This is a genomic window from Pelomonas caseinilytica (genome assembly GCF_021353235.1).
Taxonomy (GTDB): domain Bacteria; phylum Pseudomonadota; class Gammaproteobacteria; order Burkholderiales; family Burkholderiaceae_C; genus Pelomonas; species Pelomonas caseinilytica.
Genome location: NZ_JAJTWT010000010.1, coordinates 17,577 through 35,452, shown reverse-complemented (window position 1 = coordinate 35,452; position 17,876 = coordinate 17,577). Strand labels below are relative to the sequence as shown.

General features: G+C 70.5%; 15 protein-coding genes. 3 read left to right on the top strand and 12 right to left on the bottom strand.

The features are described 5' to 3' along the window. Positions 1–63: 63 nt before the first annotated feature. From LXT12_RS20685 to LXT12_RS20630, 12 genes are all read right to left on the bottom strand, one after another. Complete coding sequence (locus tag LXT12_RS20685; protein ID WP_419964786.1) at positions 64–819, bottom strand: ABC transporter permease; 756 nt, start codon at positions 817–819, stop codon at positions 64–66. Continuing rightward, entirely contained in the window at positions 816–2,060 is a 1,245-nt protein-coding gene (locus LXT12_RS20680; protein WP_233394195.1) for an ABC transporter substrate-binding protein, read from the bottom strand. The genes LXT12_RS20685 and LXT12_RS20680 overlap by 4 nt, the downstream gene beginning before the upstream one ends. Then, on the bottom strand, positions 2,057–2,830 hold the full coding sequence (locus tag LXT12_RS20675) for an ABC transporter ATP-binding protein (protein WP_233394194.1): 774 nt from the start codon (positions 2,828–2,830) through the stop codon (positions 2,057–2,059). The genes LXT12_RS20680 and LXT12_RS20675 overlap by 4 nt, the downstream gene beginning before the upstream one ends. Beyond that, entirely contained in the window at positions 2,827–3,876 is a 1,050-nt protein-coding gene (locus LXT12_RS20670) for an acyl-CoA dehydrogenase family protein (protein ID WP_233394193.1), read from the bottom strand. Before LXT12_RS20670 ends, LXT12_RS20675 begins: the two co-directional genes overlap by 4 nt. Continuing rightward, positions 3,873–4,442, bottom strand: a complete 570-nt coding sequence (locus LXT12_RS20665) for a carboxymuconolactone decarboxylase family protein (protein ID WP_233394192.1) — start codon at positions 4,440–4,442, stop codon at positions 3,873–3,875. The genes LXT12_RS20670 and LXT12_RS20665 overlap by 4 nt, the downstream gene beginning before the upstream one ends. Positions 4,443–4,511: 69 nt before the next feature. Beyond that, entirely contained in the window at positions 4,512–5,483 is a 972-nt protein-coding gene (locus LXT12_RS20660; protein WP_233394191.1) for an AraC family transcriptional regulator, read from the bottom strand. 25 nt (positions 5,484–5,508) lie between these two features. Continuing rightward, positions 5,509–7,311: a family 2A encapsulin nanocompartment cargo protein cysteine desulfurase gene (locus LXT12_RS20655; protein ID WP_233394190.1), complete on the bottom strand. Its 1,803-nt coding sequence runs from the start codon at positions 7,309–7,311 to the stop codon at positions 5,509–5,511. Continuing rightward, positions 7,286–8,209 carry a family 2A encapsulin nanocompartment shell protein gene (locus LXT12_RS20650; RefSeq protein ID WP_233394189.1) on the bottom strand — a complete coding sequence of 308 codons (924 nt, stop codon included), beginning with the start codon at positions 8,207–8,209 and terminating at the stop codon, positions 7,286–7,288. Before LXT12_RS20650 ends, LXT12_RS20655 begins: the two co-directional genes overlap by 26 nt. A gap of 41 nt (positions 8,210–8,250) precedes the next feature. Next, the gene (gene epsC, locus LXT12_RS20645; protein WP_233394188.1) at positions 8,251–9,186 is read right to left on the bottom strand and encodes a serine O-acetyltransferase EpsC; all 936 of its coding nucleotides are present in this window, start codon (positions 9,184–9,186) and stop codon (positions 8,251–8,253) included. Then, the gene (locus tag LXT12_RS20640) at positions 9,186–9,659 is read right to left on the bottom strand and encodes a rhodanese-like domain-containing protein (protein WP_233394187.1); all 474 of its coding nucleotides are present in this window, start codon (positions 9,657–9,659) and stop codon (positions 9,186–9,188) included. Before LXT12_RS20640 ends, epsC begins: the two co-directional genes overlap by 1 nt. 90 nt (positions 9,660–9,749) lie before the next feature. After that, complete coding sequence (locus LXT12_RS20635; RefSeq protein ID WP_233394186.1) at positions 9,750–10,424, bottom strand: cytochrome b/b6 domain-containing protein; 675 nt, start codon at positions 10,422–10,424, stop codon at positions 9,750–9,752. Then, positions 10,402–10,887: a rhodanese-like domain-containing protein gene (locus tag LXT12_RS20630; protein WP_233394185.1), complete on the bottom strand. Its 486-nt coding sequence runs from the start codon at positions 10,885–10,887 to the stop codon at positions 10,402–10,404. Before LXT12_RS20630 ends, LXT12_RS20635 begins: the two co-directional genes overlap by 23 nt. A 312-nt stretch (positions 10,888–11,199) precedes the next feature. Between LXT12_RS20630 and LXT12_RS20625 the strand changes: the two genes are divergently transcribed. The 3 genes from LXT12_RS20625 to LXT12_RS20615 all read left to right on the top strand — a co-directional run bounded on the left by LXT12_RS20625 (position 11,200) and on the right by LXT12_RS20615 (position 17,853). Then, positions 11,200–13,791 (top strand): TonB-dependent receptor, encoded by a 2,592-nt coding sequence (locus LXT12_RS20625; protein ID WP_233394184.1) that lies wholly within the window; start codon positions 11,200–11,202, stop codon positions 13,789–13,791. Positions 13,792–13,933: 142 nt separating this feature from the next. After that, complete coding sequence (locus tag LXT12_RS20620; RefSeq protein WP_233394183.1) at positions 13,934–16,405, top strand: DUF1553 domain-containing protein; 2,472 nt, start codon at positions 13,934–13,936, stop codon at positions 16,403–16,405. Between the two features lie 11 nt (positions 16,406–16,416). After that, positions 16,417–17,853 carry a DUF1501 domain-containing protein gene (locus LXT12_RS20615; protein ID WP_233394182.1) on the top strand — a complete coding sequence of 479 codons (1,437 nt, stop codon included), beginning with the start codon at positions 16,417–16,419 and terminating at the stop codon, positions 17,851–17,853. Positions 17,854–17,876 lie beyond the last annotated feature (23 nt).

Sequence of the window (17,876 nt, the reverse complement as noted above, 5' to 3'; positions counted from 1 at the left end):
GCTGCACGCCCCAGCGTGCCGGAAGCAGAAGGCGGCTCCCGTACTCGGGCAGGCCGCCGGGACCTAAGCCTGCCGGCCCCAGGCGTGCAGCAGCGCGCGCGCCGCGCCATCCAGTGCCCAGCCCAGCGCGCCGATGACCAGGATCAGTGCCATGAGGTCGGGGTAGGCGAGGCGGTCGCGAGCGTCCAGGATGAGGTAGCCCAGCCCGGCCGACACGCCCAGCATCTCGGCAGGCACCAGCACGATCCACAGCACGCCCACGGCCAGGCGCACGCCGGCCAGCACGTGGGTGGTGCTGCCGGGCAGCACCACCTGCAGCAGCAGCTCCGTGCGCGTGGCACTCAGGCTGCGGGCCAGTTGCAGCCATTGCGGGTCGAGGGCCTGCACGCCGGCCGCGGTGTTCAGCACGATCGGCCACACGGCGGCAAAGGCGAGCAGGAAGTAGACCGGTGCGTCGCCCACGCCGAGCGCCATCACGGCCAGCGGCATCCAGGACAGGGGCGAGATCATGCGCAGGAACTGGAACAGCGGCGTGGTGGCCTGGGCGAAGCGGGGCGACAGGCCGGCCAGCAGGCCCAGCGGCAGGCCGAGCGCAATCGCTGCGCCCAGGCCGATCGCGATGCGGCGCAAGCTGGTGGCCAGGTGCATCCAGAGGTCGGCACCCGGCAGCAGCGCCCACAGCGCCTGCAGCGCGGGCAGCGGCCCGAAGCCGGCTGCGATCGGGTTGTCGGCCGCCATGCGCATCACGGCGCCCTGCCAGGCCAGCAGGGCCAGGGCAGCCCCGGCCGCCGGCCAGGCCGCGCGGGCGAGGCGGCTCACAGCGCCAGCACTTCCTGGCGCTGGTAGGTGGCCGACAGGCCGAAGCGTGTCGGCCCGCCCACGGCGTCGATGGCCTTGCGCACGAAGCGTGCGTCCACCAGGTCACGGGCGACGAAGGCCGGGTCCAGGGCTTCCAGGAAGCGCTTGTCCCCTTCCACCTGTGTCTGCTGCAGCAGCTTGACGAGCTGCTCGGTGTAGCTCGGGAAGGGGTAGGGCTGGAAGTCGATGCGGCGCTGTGTCCAGCCCCGGTGCTGCACGACGCCACTGGCCTCGTAGCTTGCGTAGTCGGTGGTGGCCAGCACCTTGGACAGTGCCTGCACGCTGTGCGGCGTGTAGCGGCGCTCGCCGCCGCTGGACAGCAGCTTGGAGCCTTCCAGCAGGTTGTCGCGCGTCCAGAGCTGGGCCTTGACCAGTGCGTTCGTCACGCGCTGCGTCCATTCGGGCCGCTGTGCCAGGTCGCGCTCGGCCAGGAAGGTGACGCAGCAGGCGTGGTCTTTCCAGACATCGCCCGAGAAGCGGAGTACCCGGCCCACACCGGCGATCTCGGCCGCCGCATTGAAAGGCTCGGCCACGATGAAGCCCGCGATGCTGCGCGACGCCAGGGCCGACACCATCTCGGCCGGCGGCAGCACGACGAGATTGACCTCGTTGGCTTTCAAGGCCGCTTCACGCGGGCGGGTCACGGGCACCAGGCCTTCCTTGCGCAGCAGGCCTTGCAGCAGGATGTTGTGGATGGAATACCAGAAGGGCACGGCGACGGTCTTGCCGCCCAGATCGGCGAGATTCCTGACCTGCGGTGCGACCGTCAGCGCCGAGCCGTTGACGTGGTTCCAGGCGACGATCTTGGCCGGGAACCGGGAGCCGTAGCGTACCCACAGGGCCGCGGGAGAGAGCAGATGGATGACGTTGATCTGCCCGGCCACGAAGGCTTCGACGATCTGGGCCCAGCTGCGAAAGAGCCGTGGCGGCTCCACCCTGAGCCCTTCGACCTCGAACAGCCCTCGCCCGTGCGCCACCAGCAGCGGCGTGGCGTCCGTGATGGGCAGGTAGCCGATGCGCACCGGCTGGTCATCGCCCTTGAACGCCTGGGCGGCGATGTCGCCGGTGCGCAGCAGCGGAGCCGCGGCCGCAGCGCTCAGCGCGGTGAGGCGCAGCCAGTCGCGGCGGGTGAAGCCGCAGTCGCAGCCGGGGCTGCTGCAGAGGTGCCGGTAGGACGGAGGGCGTGAGGCGTCGATGGTCATGTGAGAGCTGTGGCTGGAAGGCCAGCGGTGGATGGGGTGGCGGCCCGTAGCGCCTGGAGGATGGGTTCGCGCAGTGCCGGGGCCTTGGGGCCCCAGGCCTGCAGCAGCCGGGCCGGCGCGGTCAGGCTGGGGCGGCCCAGCAGCAGGATGCGGTCGGCCAGGGCCAGGGCTTCGTCCACGTCGTGGGTGACGATCAGCGTGGCGGTGTTGGAGGCATGCACGAGGCGGCGCAGCAGGGCCTGCATCTCTTCGCGCGTGATGGCGTCGAGGGCGGAAAAGGGTTCGTCGGCCAACAGCAGCAGCGGCTCGCGGGCCAGTGCCCGCGCCAGCGCCACCCGCTGCGCCATGCCGCCGGACAGCTGGGCGGGGAAACGATGGGCGGCGTCGGTCAGGCCCACATGGGCCAGGGCGCGGGCCACGCGCACCTGGCGTTCGGCGCGCGTCAGGGCGGGTTGGCGCTTGAAGCCGAGGCCGAAGCCGACGTTGGCTGCACAGTGCAGCCAGGGCAGCAGGCCGGGCCGCTGGAACAGCAGGCCGGCTCGCGGGTGGGGCCGCACCAGCGGCTCGCCCTGGTAGCGGATCTCGCCGGCCCAGGGGCGCTCCAGCCCGGCCAGCACGCGCAGCAGGCTGGACTTGCCGCAGCCGCTGGCGCCGAGCAGGGCGACGATCTCGCCAGGCTGCAGCCGCAGGTCCAACCCGTCGATGAGCGGCTGCGCGCTGCCCGCGTGGCCCACGCGCAGCCCCTGGACCGCCAGCACCGGTGCTGTCATGCCCCGGCCCGGGCTAGCTCGCTTTGCAACTGGCTGAGGCTGGGCGTGACGATGGGAATGAAGGCGGACTCGCGCCAGCGCCGCGCGAAGCCGAGGGGCTGGTCGCGGTGGTAGGCCCGGCCGCCGCTGGCGAGCAGCTCCAGCTGCAGGGCCGCCTGGACATCCTGCGCCAGCGCGATGCGCAGGCGAAAGAGGGCGGGCGCGTCGCCGAAGAAGCGGCCGTCGGCCAAACCGTCCAGCACGGCGGCGCGGTGCGAGGAGAGTGCGGACTCGGCTTCGGCGAGCGGCGCGCCCAGCACCGCGCGAGCCGGCCCCAGGTGCTCCCGCGCGGCGTCCAGCGCCGCCTGCGCGAGACCGAGGGACAGGCCGCACTGCAGGCCCAGGAAGGCCGGCCGCGCGCGCGGCAGGAACTCGCGCGCCAGCGGGTGGATGAGGTCGCTCTCGTCGATGCCGACATGGGCCAGGGTCAGTGCCGCGGTCTGGCTGCCGCGCAGCGCGATCAGGTCCAGGTCGCCGCTGCGGGTGACGCCGGCGCGGTCCTGCGGCACGGCAGCGATGAGCGGCGGCCCGCCGTCGTCGCGGGCCACGGCCAGCGCGACCCGAAAGCCGGCGCCCAGGTTGGTCGCCCACGGCACGCGGCCCTGCAGCGTCCACGGGCCGCTGCCGTCGGCGCGCACGTTCAGCTGCTCCAGACCGCTGAGGAACTTCATGGCATTGGACAGGCCGGTCGCGCCGGCCTCCCGGCCCGCCAGCAGGCCGGGCAGTGCACGCTCGCGCAACCCTGCGTTCGGGCTCAGCAACAGGTACTCGATGAAGGCGCGCTGGCCCCAGAACACGAAGGCGGCGGTCAGCGAGCGGCGTGCCACTTCGGTGATGGCGTCCACGGCATCGCCCAGGCTGCCGCCGGCACCGCCTTGCGCGGCAGGCACGCCGACGCGCAGCACCCCGCTGCGGCCCAGTTGGCCGAGCAGCGCCTGGCTGGCGGCGGCATCGCCTTCATCCAGGGCCAGTGCGTGGCGGTCCAGCCAGGTCCGGAGTTCCGTCATTGCAGGGCGCCGGCCGCGTAGGGCTTCAGCTCAGGGTTGATCTCGTTACCGGCCAGCACGTTGGCGTAGTTGCACAACGTGGCCAGGCTCACGCCCAGCACGACCTCCAGCACCTGCTGCGGCCCGAAGCCGGCGCCGAGAAAGGCCTGCAAGGCAGCGTCGGGCACGGCGCCGCGATGCTCGATGACAGCCCGCGTGAAGGCCTGGAGCGCATCCAGCCGGGCATCACCGGTCGGCGCCACGGCTTGCAGGCGCTGCACGGTCTCGACGGGCAGTTGCGCCTTCTTGAGCGCCAGCGCCGAGTGCCCGGCCACGCAGAAGTCGCAGCCATTGAGATGGGCCGCCGTGATCTGCACCACCTCGCGCGCGGCCACGTCGAGCGACGCGCGGCTGTTGATCTCGGAGACGGTGAGATAGGTCTCCAGCGCGGCGGGGGCGTTGGCCAGCGTGCCGATGAGGTGGGGCAGGAAGCCGTTGTTGGCGATCACCTTGGCCACCAGGGGCTGGGCGGCGGCGGGGGCGGTGGCGGCATCGAGCCGGGGCAGGCGAGGGTGTGGGGTCGTCATGGCCATGATGTTGTCGGTGTCGCCAGCCGGCCGCCAGCGCCGGGCGTCTCAGCTTTCTGCCCGCGCGTCTCAGTGGGTCGATATGTGCAGGCGGCGGAACTGACCGGGCTGGGCACCATTGACCCGCTGGAAAGCGCGGGCGAAGGCCGACTCGCTCTGGTAGCCCACCTGCTCGGCCGTGCGCGCGATGCTGAGGCCTTCGCGCAGGCGCTGCGCGGCCAGTTGCATGCGCAGCGCCAGCAGGAATTGCGCGGGCGGCTGGCCGATGGCCTGGGTGAAGAGCCGGAAGAAGCTGGCACGCGAGAGGTGAAGCTCGCCCGCCATGCGTTCCGCGCTCCAGTCGGCAGCGGGATCGGCGAGGATGGCCTGCAGCAGTGGCGCCAGCAAGGGCTCGCCGGCCAGGGCCAGCAGGCCCCTTGCGCCGCCGCCGTTGGTGCGGGGTTGCAGGGCCTGGCGCAGCGGCTCGCGCAAGGCCAGCATGAGCAGCAGGTCCGACAGGCGCTGCAGCAAGGGGCCGGGACTGTCGGGGTCGGGCATGCGCCGGGTCTCGGCGAGCAGCAGCGGCAGCAGGGCGGACTGGCCGTCGTTGCCGCCGCGCAGTTGCAGCAAAGGGGGCAGGGAAGCCGTCAGCACGGCGGTCTGCGGGCCGTCGAAGTGCACGAAGCCGCAGACCAGCACGCAGCGGGCTTCGCCTTCGCCCACCTCGCAGTGGGCCGCCAGCATGGGCTGCAGCGGGCCGCTGTCCGTCGACGTGGCGTCGGGCCAGGGGCTGAGGTGGTGAGGCTCGTCGCGCAGCAGGCACACTCCGTCGCCCGCTTGCAGCTGCAGCGCAGGCTGGCCGGGGCGGTGCAGCCAGCACCGGCCCTCGAGCACCCAGTGGAAGCTGGCCATCTGGTGGCCCGCCGTGGAGGCCTGCCAGTGCCCGCAGTACTGGCCTGCGTGGAAGATGCGGCTGCGCCATTGCAGCAGGGACAGCAGGCGGTCGGTCAGCGCATCGACTCTTTCGGTGGTGACGGGCTGGTGGGGGGAGGAGCAGGGCATGGCCGGCAAGGGCAGGGATGGGCGCTCACGCCCGGGCGAGGCGGCGCACGACCGAGATGAAGTGGTCGACCTCGTCGCAGGTGTTGTAGAACGCGAAGGACGGCCGCACGGTCGCCTCCAGGCCGAAGCGGCGCAGGATGGGCTGGGCGCAGTGGTGGCCGGCGCGCACGGCGATGCCTTCTTCGGCGAGCGCCCGGCCCACGGCGGCCGTCTCGTGTCCCGCGAGCACGAAGCTCAGCACGCTGGCCTTGTCGGCCGCCGTGCCCACGAGGCGCACGCCGGGGATGGGGCGCAGCGCCTCGGTGGCATAGGCCAGCAGGTCGTGCTCGTAGCGGGCGATGGGTGCCAGGCCGATGCGGCTCACGTAGTCCAGCGCCGCGGCGAGGCCCGCCGCGTCGGCGATGTTGCCGGTGCCGGCCTCGAACTTGGCCGGCGCAGGCTGGAACACCGTGCGCTCGAAGGTCACGTCAGCAATCATGTTGCCGCCGCCCTGCCAGGGCGGGATGGCGTCCAGCACCTCCTTGCGGCCGACGACGGCGCCGATGCCGGTGGGGCCGAAGATCTTGTGGCCGCTGAAGATGAAGAAGTCGCAGCCGATGGCTTGCACGTCCACCGCCAGGTGCGACACCGACTGGGCACCGTCCACCAGCGTCGTCACGCCCTGGCGTTGGGCGATGCCCACCAGCTCCTGCACCGGCACCACGGTGCCCAGCGCATTGCTGACCTGGGTGACGGCGAGCAGCTTGGTCTTCGGGCCGATGAGCCGCTGGGCCTCGCTCAGGATGACCTGGCCGGTGTCGTCCACCGGGATCACGCGCAGGTGCGCGCCCTTGCGGGCCGCGAGCTGCTGCCAGGGCACGATGTTGGCGTGGTGCTCCAGGTGCGACACGACGATCTCGTCCCCGGCGCCGACGTTCTGCTCGCCCCAGGTGTTGGCCACGAGGTTGATGGCCTCTGTGGCGCCGCGCACGAAGATCACCTCGTCGGCCGAGCGGGCGTTGACGAAGCCGGCGACCGTCTTGCGGGCGTTCTCGTAGGCGTCCGTCGCACGCGCGGCCAGGGTGTGGGCGGCGCGGTGGATGTTGCTGTTCTCGTGCTCGTAGAAGTGCGTGAGGCGGTCGATGACGGCCCGCGGCTTCTGCGTGGTGGCGGCGTTGTCGAACCAGACCAGGGGCTTGCCGTTGACGCGCTCCGCCAGGATGGGGAAGTCGCGCCGGATGGCGTTCACGTCGAAGGGCTGGCGCTGCCCCTGCAACTGGTGCTTGTTCGGCAGCTCGCCGGCGTGGTGGCCGTTCACGCCGGGGTGGCGGTTCAGTTCCAGCACGTAGAGCGAGGTCTGCGCCGGCGCGCTACCCGGGGCGGGCTCGAGGAAGTAGTAACCCGCCGGTGCCGCGGCTTCACGCGCCGGGGGCGTGATCGCCTGCGGCACGCCGAGCAGCTGGCTGCCCGCACGCCCGTCGAGGCCGGGGACGCTGGTCAGCAGCACGTCGGGCACGCCGTTGCCGGCCTGCGCATGCGGGGCGCGGGCGGGTGACGGGCGGGCGAGGGCCGCGGCCTGGTCGGGGCCGGTGGGGGCGAGGTTGAGGCCCGGCGCCGCGGCGCCCAGGCCGGCGAACTGCGTCGTCGTCGGCTGGGGCAGCGGGCCGCCGGGAACGCCGGCGGGCAGCGGGTTGGCGGGCACGTTGAGGCCGCCGGCGGACTGCGCCGGTTGCAGCGATGGGGCGCTGCCCGTGTTCAGGCTGCCGAAGATCTCGTTGGCCAGGCGCGCGAGCGACGCGACGTCGAACGGGCTCTCCACCACGTCAACGGTAGGTGTCAGGGTACTCATGGTATTTGCCCACTTCCACGTCTTCGAGCACGGCCAGCGCATCGTCGCTGTGCACCGCCAGCGAGCAGTACAGACTGATGAGATAACTCGCGATGGCGTTGCGGTTGATGCCCATGAAGCGCACCGACAGGCCCGGCCCCTGTTCGCCCGGCAGGCCGGGTTGATAGAGGCCGACGACGCCCTGGCGCTTGTCGCCCACGCGCAGCAGCAGGATGCTGGTCTTGCCGTCGTTGACGGGCACCTTGTCGCTCGGGATGAGTGGAATGCCACGCCAGGTCAGGAACTGGCTGCCGAACAGGCTGATGGTGGGTGGCGGCACGCCGCGGCGGGTGCACTCGCGGCCGAAGGCGGCGATGCCCAGCGGGTGGGTCAGGAAGAAGGCCGGCTCCTTCCAGACCTTGCTCAGCAGGTCGTCCAGGTCATCGGGCGTGGGCGCGCCGGTGAGGGTGGAGATGCGCTGCTCGTCCGCGACGTTGGCCAGCAGGCCGTAGTCGGGATTGTTGATGAGCTCAGACTCCTGGCGCTCCTTGATGGTCTCGATGACCAGGCGCAGCTGTTCCTTGATCTGGTCGTGCGGGCTGCTGTAGAGGTCGGACACGCGGGTGTGCACGTCCAGCACCGTGGCCACGGCGTTCAGGAAGTACTCGCGCGGGGCGGCGTCGTAGTCGGCGAAGGTGACGGGCAGCTCGGCCTCGTCGCGCTTGGCGCAGGCGACCTTGACGGCCTCGGGGTCGGCGACCTTGTTGAGGCGGTAGATGCCGGCCTCGACCGGGATCCATTGCAGCAGGTGGGTCAGCCAGCGCGGCGTGATGGTGGAGAGCTGCGGGACGGTCTTGGTCGCGTTGGCAAGCTGCCGCGCGGCGGCGTCGCCGAGCGCAAGCTGTTGGGTGTCAGCCATGGGGAAGGGGCTCCGGGGTGGTGGGGAAGGGGTCAGGTGAATCAGGCGGCCAGCGGCTGGAAGGCCGAAGGCGGGTCGCCGGGGGAATGGGCTTGCGAATCGGCCTGCGAGATGCGGCTGCCCGGCGGCACGCTGCGCGTGAGCCAGACGTTGCCGCCGATGACCGAGCCGCGGCCCAGCGTGATGCGGCCGAGCACGGTGGCGCCGGCGTAGATGACGACCTCGTCCTCGACGACCGGGTGGCGCGGCTGGCCCTTGATGAGATGACCGTCGCCGTCGGTCGGGAAGCTCTTGGCTCCCAACGTGACGTTCTGGTACAGCCGCACGCCGCGCCCGAGGACGGCCGTCTCCCCGATGACGACGCCGGTGCCGTGGTCGATGAAGCAGCCCGGGCCGATCTGCGCGCCGGGGTGGATGTCGATGCCGGTGTCGGCATGGGCCAGCTCCGCGATGACGCGCGCGATCAGCGGCACGCCCAGGCGGTAGAGCTCATGCGCGAGGCGGTGGCTGATGAGGGCATGCAGGCCGGGGTAGCAGAGCAGCACCTCGTCCACGCTGCGCGCGGCGGGGTCGCCCTGGAAGGCGGCCGTCACGTCGCTGTCGAGCAGCTCGCGCACGGCGGGCAGGCGGCGCGCGAAGTGGCCCACCAGCTCGGCGGCGGTGCCTTCGGCCGGCGGCTCGGCGCCGCGCAGGCGGGCCTCGTGGCCGAGCTCCAGCTGCACCTGCTGGCGCAGCCGCGCGAGGGCCACGCCGAGGGTGTGGCCGACGTAGTGGTCCTCGCCCTCGGGCTGCAGGTCGGGCGGGCCCAGGCGCATCGGGAAGAGGGCGCCGGCCAGTTGCTCCATCACGCCTGCGAGCAGCTCGCGCGACGGCAGCTCACGGCCGCTGGTGTCCCAGCGGCGGTGGGCGTCGCGCCAGCGGCGGCGCGCGGCGCGCAGCCCGTCGACGATGTCGCTCAAGTCGTCGGCCGTGGCCATCAGTCCTGGACCCAGGGCAGGCCGTGGAAGCGCCAGCCGTTGAAGTGGCCGCGCTGCCGGTGGTCGTCGCTGTCGCCCTCGAAGCCTTCCTGGATGTTGAAGACGTTGGCGAGGCCCGCCTTGGCGGCGGCTTCGGCAGCCAGGGCCGAGCGCTTGCCGCTGCGGCAAAGCAGCAGCACCGGCAGCTCGTTGCCGGACTTGGGGCCGACCTTGGCCTCCAGCTCCTTGACGAAGCGCGGGTTGCGGTTCAGGGACGTGCCGGTGGCCCAGGCCACGTGCAGGCTGCCGGGCACATGGCCCACGAAGTGGCGCTCCTCGTTGCTGCGCACGTCCACGAGCACGGCGCGGCCGGCCTGCACGAGGTTCCAGGCGTCGCGCGGGCTCAGGGAGCCGGCATAGGGCAGGCCGGCGGCGTGGGCGGCCTCGCGGGCCTGGGTGAGGGGAGTGGGTTCATCGAGAACAGGGCTGCTCATGTCGGCTCTCATGCGAAAACCGAGCAAGGCTAGGGCCCCGTCCTTTCTCAGCAAACGAAGCAAAACGCGGACGTTTATGCGGTTTGTGCTTCAGAACCCGAGCAGCCCCGGCGAGGCCGCCACGACGCCGGCGGCAGCGGCCAACAGCACAGACAGACCGACGCGCCAGAACGGAACGCGGGACGCGGCGGCGGCGGGGTCGCCGGGCCGGCGGCCCGTCCACATCGCGCGCAGCAGCGGGTGGCGCCTGACGACGCCGTGCAGCGCAATCGCCGCCAGGTGCAGCGCGATCCAGCCGTAGAGCACCTTGGCGCCCAGGCGATGCCAGCTCGTGAGCTTGAGGCTCAGGTCCTCGTCGATGGCGCCGGCCCAGGGCCCGGTGAAGGCGATCTCGTCGTTGCCGACCAGGCCGCTGCCCACCTGGAACAGCAGCAGGCCGAGCACCGCCAGCACCGACAGCGCGCCGAGCGGGTTGTGCCCCAGCCCCTGCGAGCGCCCGCGCAGGTAGCCGATCAGGCGCGCCGGCGTGGGCCAGAACTGCGTGAAGCGCGCATAGCGGCTGCCCCACAGGCCCCAGCTCAGCCGCAGCACCAGCAGCGCGCCGATGGCCTGGCCCGCGCGGGCATGCCAGGCCATCCAGTCGCCACCGGCCAAGGCCGTGGCGATGGCCGCGCCGACGAGCGCGACGAGGGCCCAGTGGAAGGCTCGCAGCAGGCCGTCCCACACGGGGATCTCGGTAGCGTCAGGGCTGGCGGGCTGCGACATTCGTCCCCTCGGAGGCGGATTGCGCGCGCGGTGCCGGCGGCTGGATGTGGGCGACGGCCTTGCCGCCTTCCTGCTCGTAGTCTTCGCTGCCGGTGGCGCCGACGACCTTGAAGCCCTTCTCGGTCAGCAGGTCTCCGGCGCGGCCGGCACGCTGTGCGTGGTTGGACACAGTCAGGATGACACGGTCCTTCGGCAGGTAGGCGAGCTGCTTGTCCAGTTGGTTGTTCTGGATGTTCAGGTAGACCGGGAAGCTGCCGTACTTGATGAGCTCGTCGGGGCGGCGCAGGTCCAGCACCAGCAGCTTCTCGGGCTGGGCCAGCAGGGCGTCGACCTCGGCCGCCTTCAGGCGCTGGGTCTTGTACTTCCACTCGGCGGCTGCGGCCGGCGCGGCCGAGGTCTGGGCAAGGGCCAGGGTGTTCAGGCCGAGCAGGGTGGCGAAGGCGAGGGCGGGGAGGTGCTTCATGAGGGCGTGCGGTGAAGTGACGGACACCCACCCGTGCGCAGCTTCCGTGCCAGCGAAAGTGCGACGAAAACCGCGCTTGCCGAGGCTTCGCTGTGCGCCCGGCAACAGCGTGTTGCTGACTGCCTGTTGCTGCGGCAACAGCGCTCCACCGGCCCGTCGGGGCGGCGGGGTCGTGATGGGCGTTCCAGCCTCGGAAACCCCGCAAAAAACAGGCCTGCCAACGAGAACCGAATCAGCTTAGAAGCCCTGCGCATTGGGCACGCTCCCTGCAAAGAAGTGACCGAACCCTCCCATCCCCGATCACTTCATTTCATGACGACTACTCCTCGCCATCGCCTCAAACCGCTGACCGCCCTCATCGCCACGCTCGCTGCCGGCAGCACCTTCGCGCAAGAGGTGACCCCGCCTCCCGCCGAGACCCAGGAACTCGGCGCCGTGACCGTGCGCAGCCGCAACCGCATCGAGAAGCTGCAGGACGTGCCGCTGTCGATCTCGGTCATCCAGGGCGCCGAGATCGACCGCCTGGGCGCCGTCGGCATCGACGACATCACCAAGCGCGCCGCCAACGTCAGCTGGAACCTGGGCAACCAGCGCACCAGCTCCATCTCCATCCGCGGCATCGGCAAGATCGGCCAGACCGAGGCCCAGGACCCGAGCGTAGGCATCATCGTGGACGGCGTCTCATATGCCTACAACGCGCTGACCTCCAGCTTCGACTTCGTCGACATCGACACCATCGAGGTCACCCGCGGCCCGCAGGGCACGCTGCTGGGCAAGAACGCGAGCGTGGGCAACCTCATCTTCACGACCAAGCGCCCGAGCTTCACGCCCACCGCCGACTTCACGCTGGCCTTCCGTCAGCGCGGCGGCGTGTACGCCACGGCGGCCATCGGTGGCCCGATCGTCGACGGGCTGCTGGCCTGGCGCGGCACCTTCAGCGCCAACCGCGGCGAGGGCGACATCAAGAACCCCTACAACCGCGACATCAGCTACACCAACACCGACCGCATCTCCGGCCGCGTGCAGTTCCTGCTGACGCCGTCGCCCGACTTCAAGGCGCGCTTCGCCTTCGACCTGCAGCCGCGCGCCGCAGAGACGACCAACGGCCGCTCGCTGCCCCTGGCCAACCCGCTGACCACCTACTCGAACGGCACACCGATCACGAGCCTGACCAACGAGCAGCGCCTGCAGCGCCGCTGGTTCAAGGACAACACCGGCTACACGCTGGACGACTACAAGAGCACGTTGACGACCGATTCCGTGCGCGGCCTCGTCACCGGCAGCGCGGGCGCGACGGCCGACCTGAGCTGGCAGGTCGCGGGCCACACGGTCACCTCCATCACGGCCTTCAAGAACTACCACTTCAATGCGGTGAACGACGACGCGACGCCGTTCGACGTCTACCGCAATGCCGGCGGCTTCTGGAACGACTACCGTCAGGCCTCGCAGGAGCTGCGCCTGACCTCGGCGCCGGGCGGCTTCGTGGACTACCAGGCCGGGCTCTACTTCATCGCCGTGGACAACCAGGTGGACTACCGCCGCTGGTGGGGCAACGACGCCGGCGCCTGGTTCGCGAGCAACGCGCAGTACGGCCGCCTGGACGCCGACGGCGCCGGTCGCGACCTGCTGCGCAACAGCCTGGCCAATGTGAAGGCCTCCTACAACAGCCCGACCGGCGTGCAGGACATCCGCAACAAGAGCGCGGCCATCTTCGCCCAGGCCAACTGGCACTTCAGCCCCGAACTCACGCTGACGACCGGCGCACGCTTCACGCACGAGGACCGCCGCAACACCGGCACCAGCCGCATCACCAGCAACGGCAGCGCGCCTGAGCTGAACCCGGTCAGCGTTAACGGCGTGCCGCTGGGCGGCTTCGCGACCAGTGCGACCGGCGACCTGCTGGCGACCAACAGTGCCGCGCAGATTGCCCTGGCCAACGCCACGGCCCAGAAGTACTTCAACGTCGCCACCTACGCCGCGCTCACCACCGCGCAGCGCCGCCAGGTGGCCGATGCGAAGGCCATCCGCCAGGCCAACCTCGGCGTGCTCTTCCCCACGACCGAGGCTGAGCCCTTCAAGAAGACCCAGCCCGCGCTCGTGTTGAGCCCGAGCTACAAGTTCGACCGCGACGTCACGGGCTACGCCTCCTACCAGCACGGGGAGAAGGCCGGCATCGCGCAGTTCGTCAACGGTGTGTCGTCGCCGGTGAAGCCCGAGAAGACTGACTCGTTCGAGCTGGGCGTCAAGTCGGCCCTCTTCAGCAAGACGCTGATCCTGAACGCCGACGTCTTCCTGACCCGCATCAAGGACTACCAACAGAGCGTGCGCCTGGTGGACGTCTACACGACCACGCAGACCAACGACGGCACCCGCTACTACACCAGCGCCACGGGCAACGCGCCCAAGGTGGAGGTCAAGGGCCTGGAGATCGACGGCGTCTACGGCGGCATCCGCAACCTCACCGTGCGCTTCTCCGCGGCCTACAACGACGCCAAGTACAAGTCCTTCCCCAATGCCGCGCAGCGGGTCGAAGACGGCTTCGCCGGCTCGGCGCCCTACGTGGACATCAGCGGCCAGCCGCTGGCGGGTGCGGCCAAGTACACGGGCAATGTCGGCCTGGACTACCGGCAGCCGGCCTGGGGTGACCTGGAGATCAACTACACCGGCAATGTGGCGTTCTCGTCGTCCTACTACTCCGACGTGAACCTGTCGCGCTACTCGGTCGTGCCCAAGAGCACGACGGTGGATGCGGGCATCGGCATCGGCACGCGCAACAAGAGCTTCAACGTGACGCTGCTCGTGAAGAACCTCTTCGACGACAACACGGTGCGCTCGATCAGCAGCACCAGCTACACGCCGGCCATCCCGCGCAGCGTGGGCATCCAGTTCAGCGCGAAGTTGTAAGGCCACTGTTGCCGGGGCAACAGCGCCGCAGCAGCGCTGTTGCCCCGCGGCCAGGCCTGGGCTGCCTTTGCCCTGGAACCGCCCCTTTTCGCTGGCGCGCTTTTTGCGCTGACCCCATCAGTTCATCTCCCCGGAGACCCCCGTGCCTCAACTCAATTTCCGGTTTGCCCCCCTCGCGCTGGCCGCGCTGCTGGCCGGCTTCGCCACCCTCAGCCCCGCCGAGGACTACGCGCCCCCCGGCGGCTTCGTCAAGGGCAGCGAGCGCCCGTGGTCGTACACGCCGCTCAAGGCCGACCTGCCCACGCCCGCCGTCAAGGCCAAGGCCTGGGTGCGTCAGCCGCTCGATGCCTTCGTGCTCGCCAAGCTGGAGGCCAAGGGCATCGCCCCGTCGCCCGAGGCCGACCGCCGCGCCTACATCCGCCGCGCCACGCTCGACGCCTGGGGCATCCTGCCCACGCCCGAGGAGGTGAACGCCTTCGTCAACGACAAGTCGCCCAAGGCGCACGAGAAGCTGGTGGACCGCCTGCTGGCCTCGCCCCGCTACGGCGAGCGCCAAGCCCGTCGCTGGCTGGACGTGAGCCGCTACGCCGACAGCGACGGCTACAACACCGACGGTACGCGGCCCAACATCTGGCGCTACCGCGACTACGTGGTCAACGCGTTCAACAGCGACAAGCCCTTTGACCGCTTCGTGAAGGAGCAGATCGCCGGCGACGAGCTCTGGCCCGGCCAGCCCGAGGCGCTGATCGCCACCGGCTTCCTGCGCAACCTGCCCGACGAGATCAATGCCCGCGACCTGAACCTCAAGAAGCAGGAGGTCGCCAACGACCTGACCGACACGGTCGCCTCCGTGTTCCTGGGCACGACGCTGGGCTGCGCCCAGTGCCACGACCACAAGACCGAGAAGATCACGCAGCAGGAGTACTACCAGTTCCAGGCCTTCTTTTCGAACACCAGCTGGAAGGACGACGTCTCGCCGCTGACCGGCAAGGACAAGGCCGAGTACGACGCCCAGCTCGCCAAGTGGGAGGCGGCGACCCAGGACATCCGCGCGCAACGCGACGCCATCCTCAAGCCCACCATCGACAAGCTGGAGAGCGACCGGCTGTCCGGCTTCGTGCCCGCCACGCGCGAGTCCATCAACAAGCCGGCCTCCGAGCGCAATGCCTACGACCGCTGGATCTACCACCGCAACCTGTGGACCATGCAGGGCCGCACGCGCAATGCGGAGAACCAGCTCAAGACCAAGGACAAGGAGGCCTACGCCAAGTACCAGGCCCTGGGCGAGCAGCTGAAGAAGTTCGACCACCTCAAGCCCAAGGACCCGGGTGCCATCTCGACGATCGTGGAGCTGGGGCCGGATGCGCCGCCCACCAAGGTGCTGTTCAAGGGCATCTACGACCGGCCGCTGCAGGAGGTGCAACCGGGCCTGCCCGCGCTGCTGACCGACAACACGACGCTGCCCATCCAGCCGACCGCCACGTCCTCGGGCCGCCGCACGGCGCTGGCCAACTGGCTGGTGAGCCCGGACAACGGCCTGACTGCACGAGTCTTCGTCAACCGCCAATGGGGCCAGTTCTTCGGCCGCGGCATCGTCGACACGGTGGCCGATTTCGGCAAGACGGGCGCCAAGCCGGTCAACCCCGAACTGCTCGACAAGCTGGCGGCCGACTTCGTCAGGAACGGCTGGAGCGTGAAGACCCTGCACAGGCAGATCCTGCTGTCCAGCACCTACCGCCAGGCCAGCCAGGCCCGCGAGGTGAAGGAGGACCCGGACAACAAGCTGCTCTGGGCCTTCCCGCGCCAGCGCCTGGAGGCCGAGCAGCTGCGCGACTCGCTGCTGGCCGCCTCCGGCCTGCTGGAGGAAAAGCGCGGCGGCCCGGCGGTCTACCCGCCCATTCCGCCCAATTTCGACATCGGCGGCCAGCGCAACCGCTGGCAGACGTCCGAGGACCCGCGCGACCACCACCGTCGCAGCCTCTACGTCTTCGTGCTGCGCAACTCGCCCTATCCGCTGCTGGAGACCTTCGACTGGGCCAACCCGCAGTCGCCGCACTTCAAGCGTGACGTGACGACGACCGCGCCCCAGGCCCTCGCCCTGGTCAACAGCGACCTCGTGCTGGGCTGGAGCCAGGCGCTGGCGGGCCGCGTCATCCAGGAAGCTGGCCCGAGCGAGAGCGCGCAGATCGACCGGGCCTACGAGATCCTGTTCTCGCGCAAGCCCACGGCCGGCGAGAAGGAGAAGCTGGTGGCTTTCCTGAATGCGCAGGAGAAGCTGCAGGCGGAGCAACTGGCCTCGGTCAAGAAGGCGCACCTGCCCGACGGCTGGGGTGTGGACCCCAAGCTCGCCAAGCAGATCGACGGTTTCTACAAGGCGGCCTACCAGCGCGAGCCTGACCGCTACGAGCGCCAGGCCCTGCTGGCCCACCTGGATGCGCAGGCCGCCAAGCGCAAGAGCGCAGCGCCGGGCGAGTCGCCCGATGACGGTGGTGGCACGCCAGCTACGGTTGCCAGTGCATCTCCCACCAAGGGACCGAGCAAGGCCCGCGCCGCCGCCTTCGTCGACCTCGTGCACACACTGGTCAACACCAATGAATTCACCTATCGCTTCTGAAGCCTGACGCCATGAGCCATCACCATCATTCCCGCCGTCACTTCCTGGGCACCGCCGCCGGTGCCGCCGCCGCAGGGGCCTTCGGCTTCGGCAGCTTCGGTGGCCTGAATGCCGCCTTCGCCAGCGAGCTGTTTGACCCCACCACCCCGCGCCAGCCGCACCACACGCCCAAGGCCAAGGCCGTCATCTGGCTGCACATGGCCGGCGCGCCCAGCACGCTGGACCTGTTCGACTACAAGCCCGAGCTGATCAAGCTGGCCGGCACGCCGCTGCCCGACAGCTTCGGCAAGGACCTGAAGACCGCCACCGACGGCGGCGTCGGCAACCTCTACGCCAGCAAGCGCACCTGGAAGCAGCACGGCGAGAGCGGCGCCTGGGTGTCCGACCTGCTGCCCAACATCGCCAAGCAGGTCGACGACATCGCCTTCCTGAAGGGCAGCAAGACCGAGGGCAGCACCCACGTCATCGCGTCGCTGAAGCTGCACACCGCCGGCCTGGTGCCGGGCCGCCCGGCGCTGGGCGCCTGGGTGCAGTACGGCCTGGGCTCGGCCAACCCCGACCTGCCGGCCTTCGTCGTGCTGCCCACCGGCGTGGGCGCGGCCGGCGGCGGCCGAGGCGCGGTGATCTGGAGCAGCGGCTTCCTGCCGGCGGCCCTGCAGGGCACACCCTTCCGCAAGGGCGACTCGCCCATCCTGCACCTCGCGCGGCCCGAAGGCATCACCGAGAAGGAACAGCAGGCCCAGCTCGACCTGCTGCGCCAACTCAACGGCGACCACGCCGCCCGCTACCCCGGCGACACCGAGCTGCTGGCGCGCGCCAAGAGCTACGACCTGGCCTACCGCATGCAGGTGTCCGCGCCCGAGGCCGTGGACCTGAGCAAGGAGACCGCCGCAACTCGCACGGCCTACGGCATCGGTACCAAGGAGACCGACGAGTACGGCACCGCGCTGCTGCGCGCCCGCCGGCTGGTGGAGCGCGGCGTGCGCTTCGTGCACGTGATCTCCGGCGCGCCGGACAACAGCGTGGACAGCTGGGATGCCCACAACGGCCTGGAGAAGAACCATGCGGTGATGTGCAAGCAGGTGGACCAGCCGGTGGGTGCGCTGCTGGCCGACCTGAAGGCCCGCGGCCTGCTGGACACGACGCTGGTGGTGTGGGCCTCCGAGTTCGGCCGCACGCCCTACGGCCAGAGCGGCGACGGGCGCGACCACAACCCGTGGGGCTACACGCAGTGGATCGCCGGGGGTGGCATCAAGCCGGGGACGTATGGCTCGACCGATGAGATCGGGTTGCGTGCCGAAAGCGGCATCGTCGACACGTATGACCTGCAGGCCACGCTGCTGTGGCAGCTTGGCCTCAACCACAAGAAGCTGGTGTTCGCGCATCAGGGGCGTGCGGAGAAGGCGACGACCGTGTTTGGCGACGTCGTCAAGGAGATCCTCGCTTGATATGGCGTGCGACTGCTACGGCC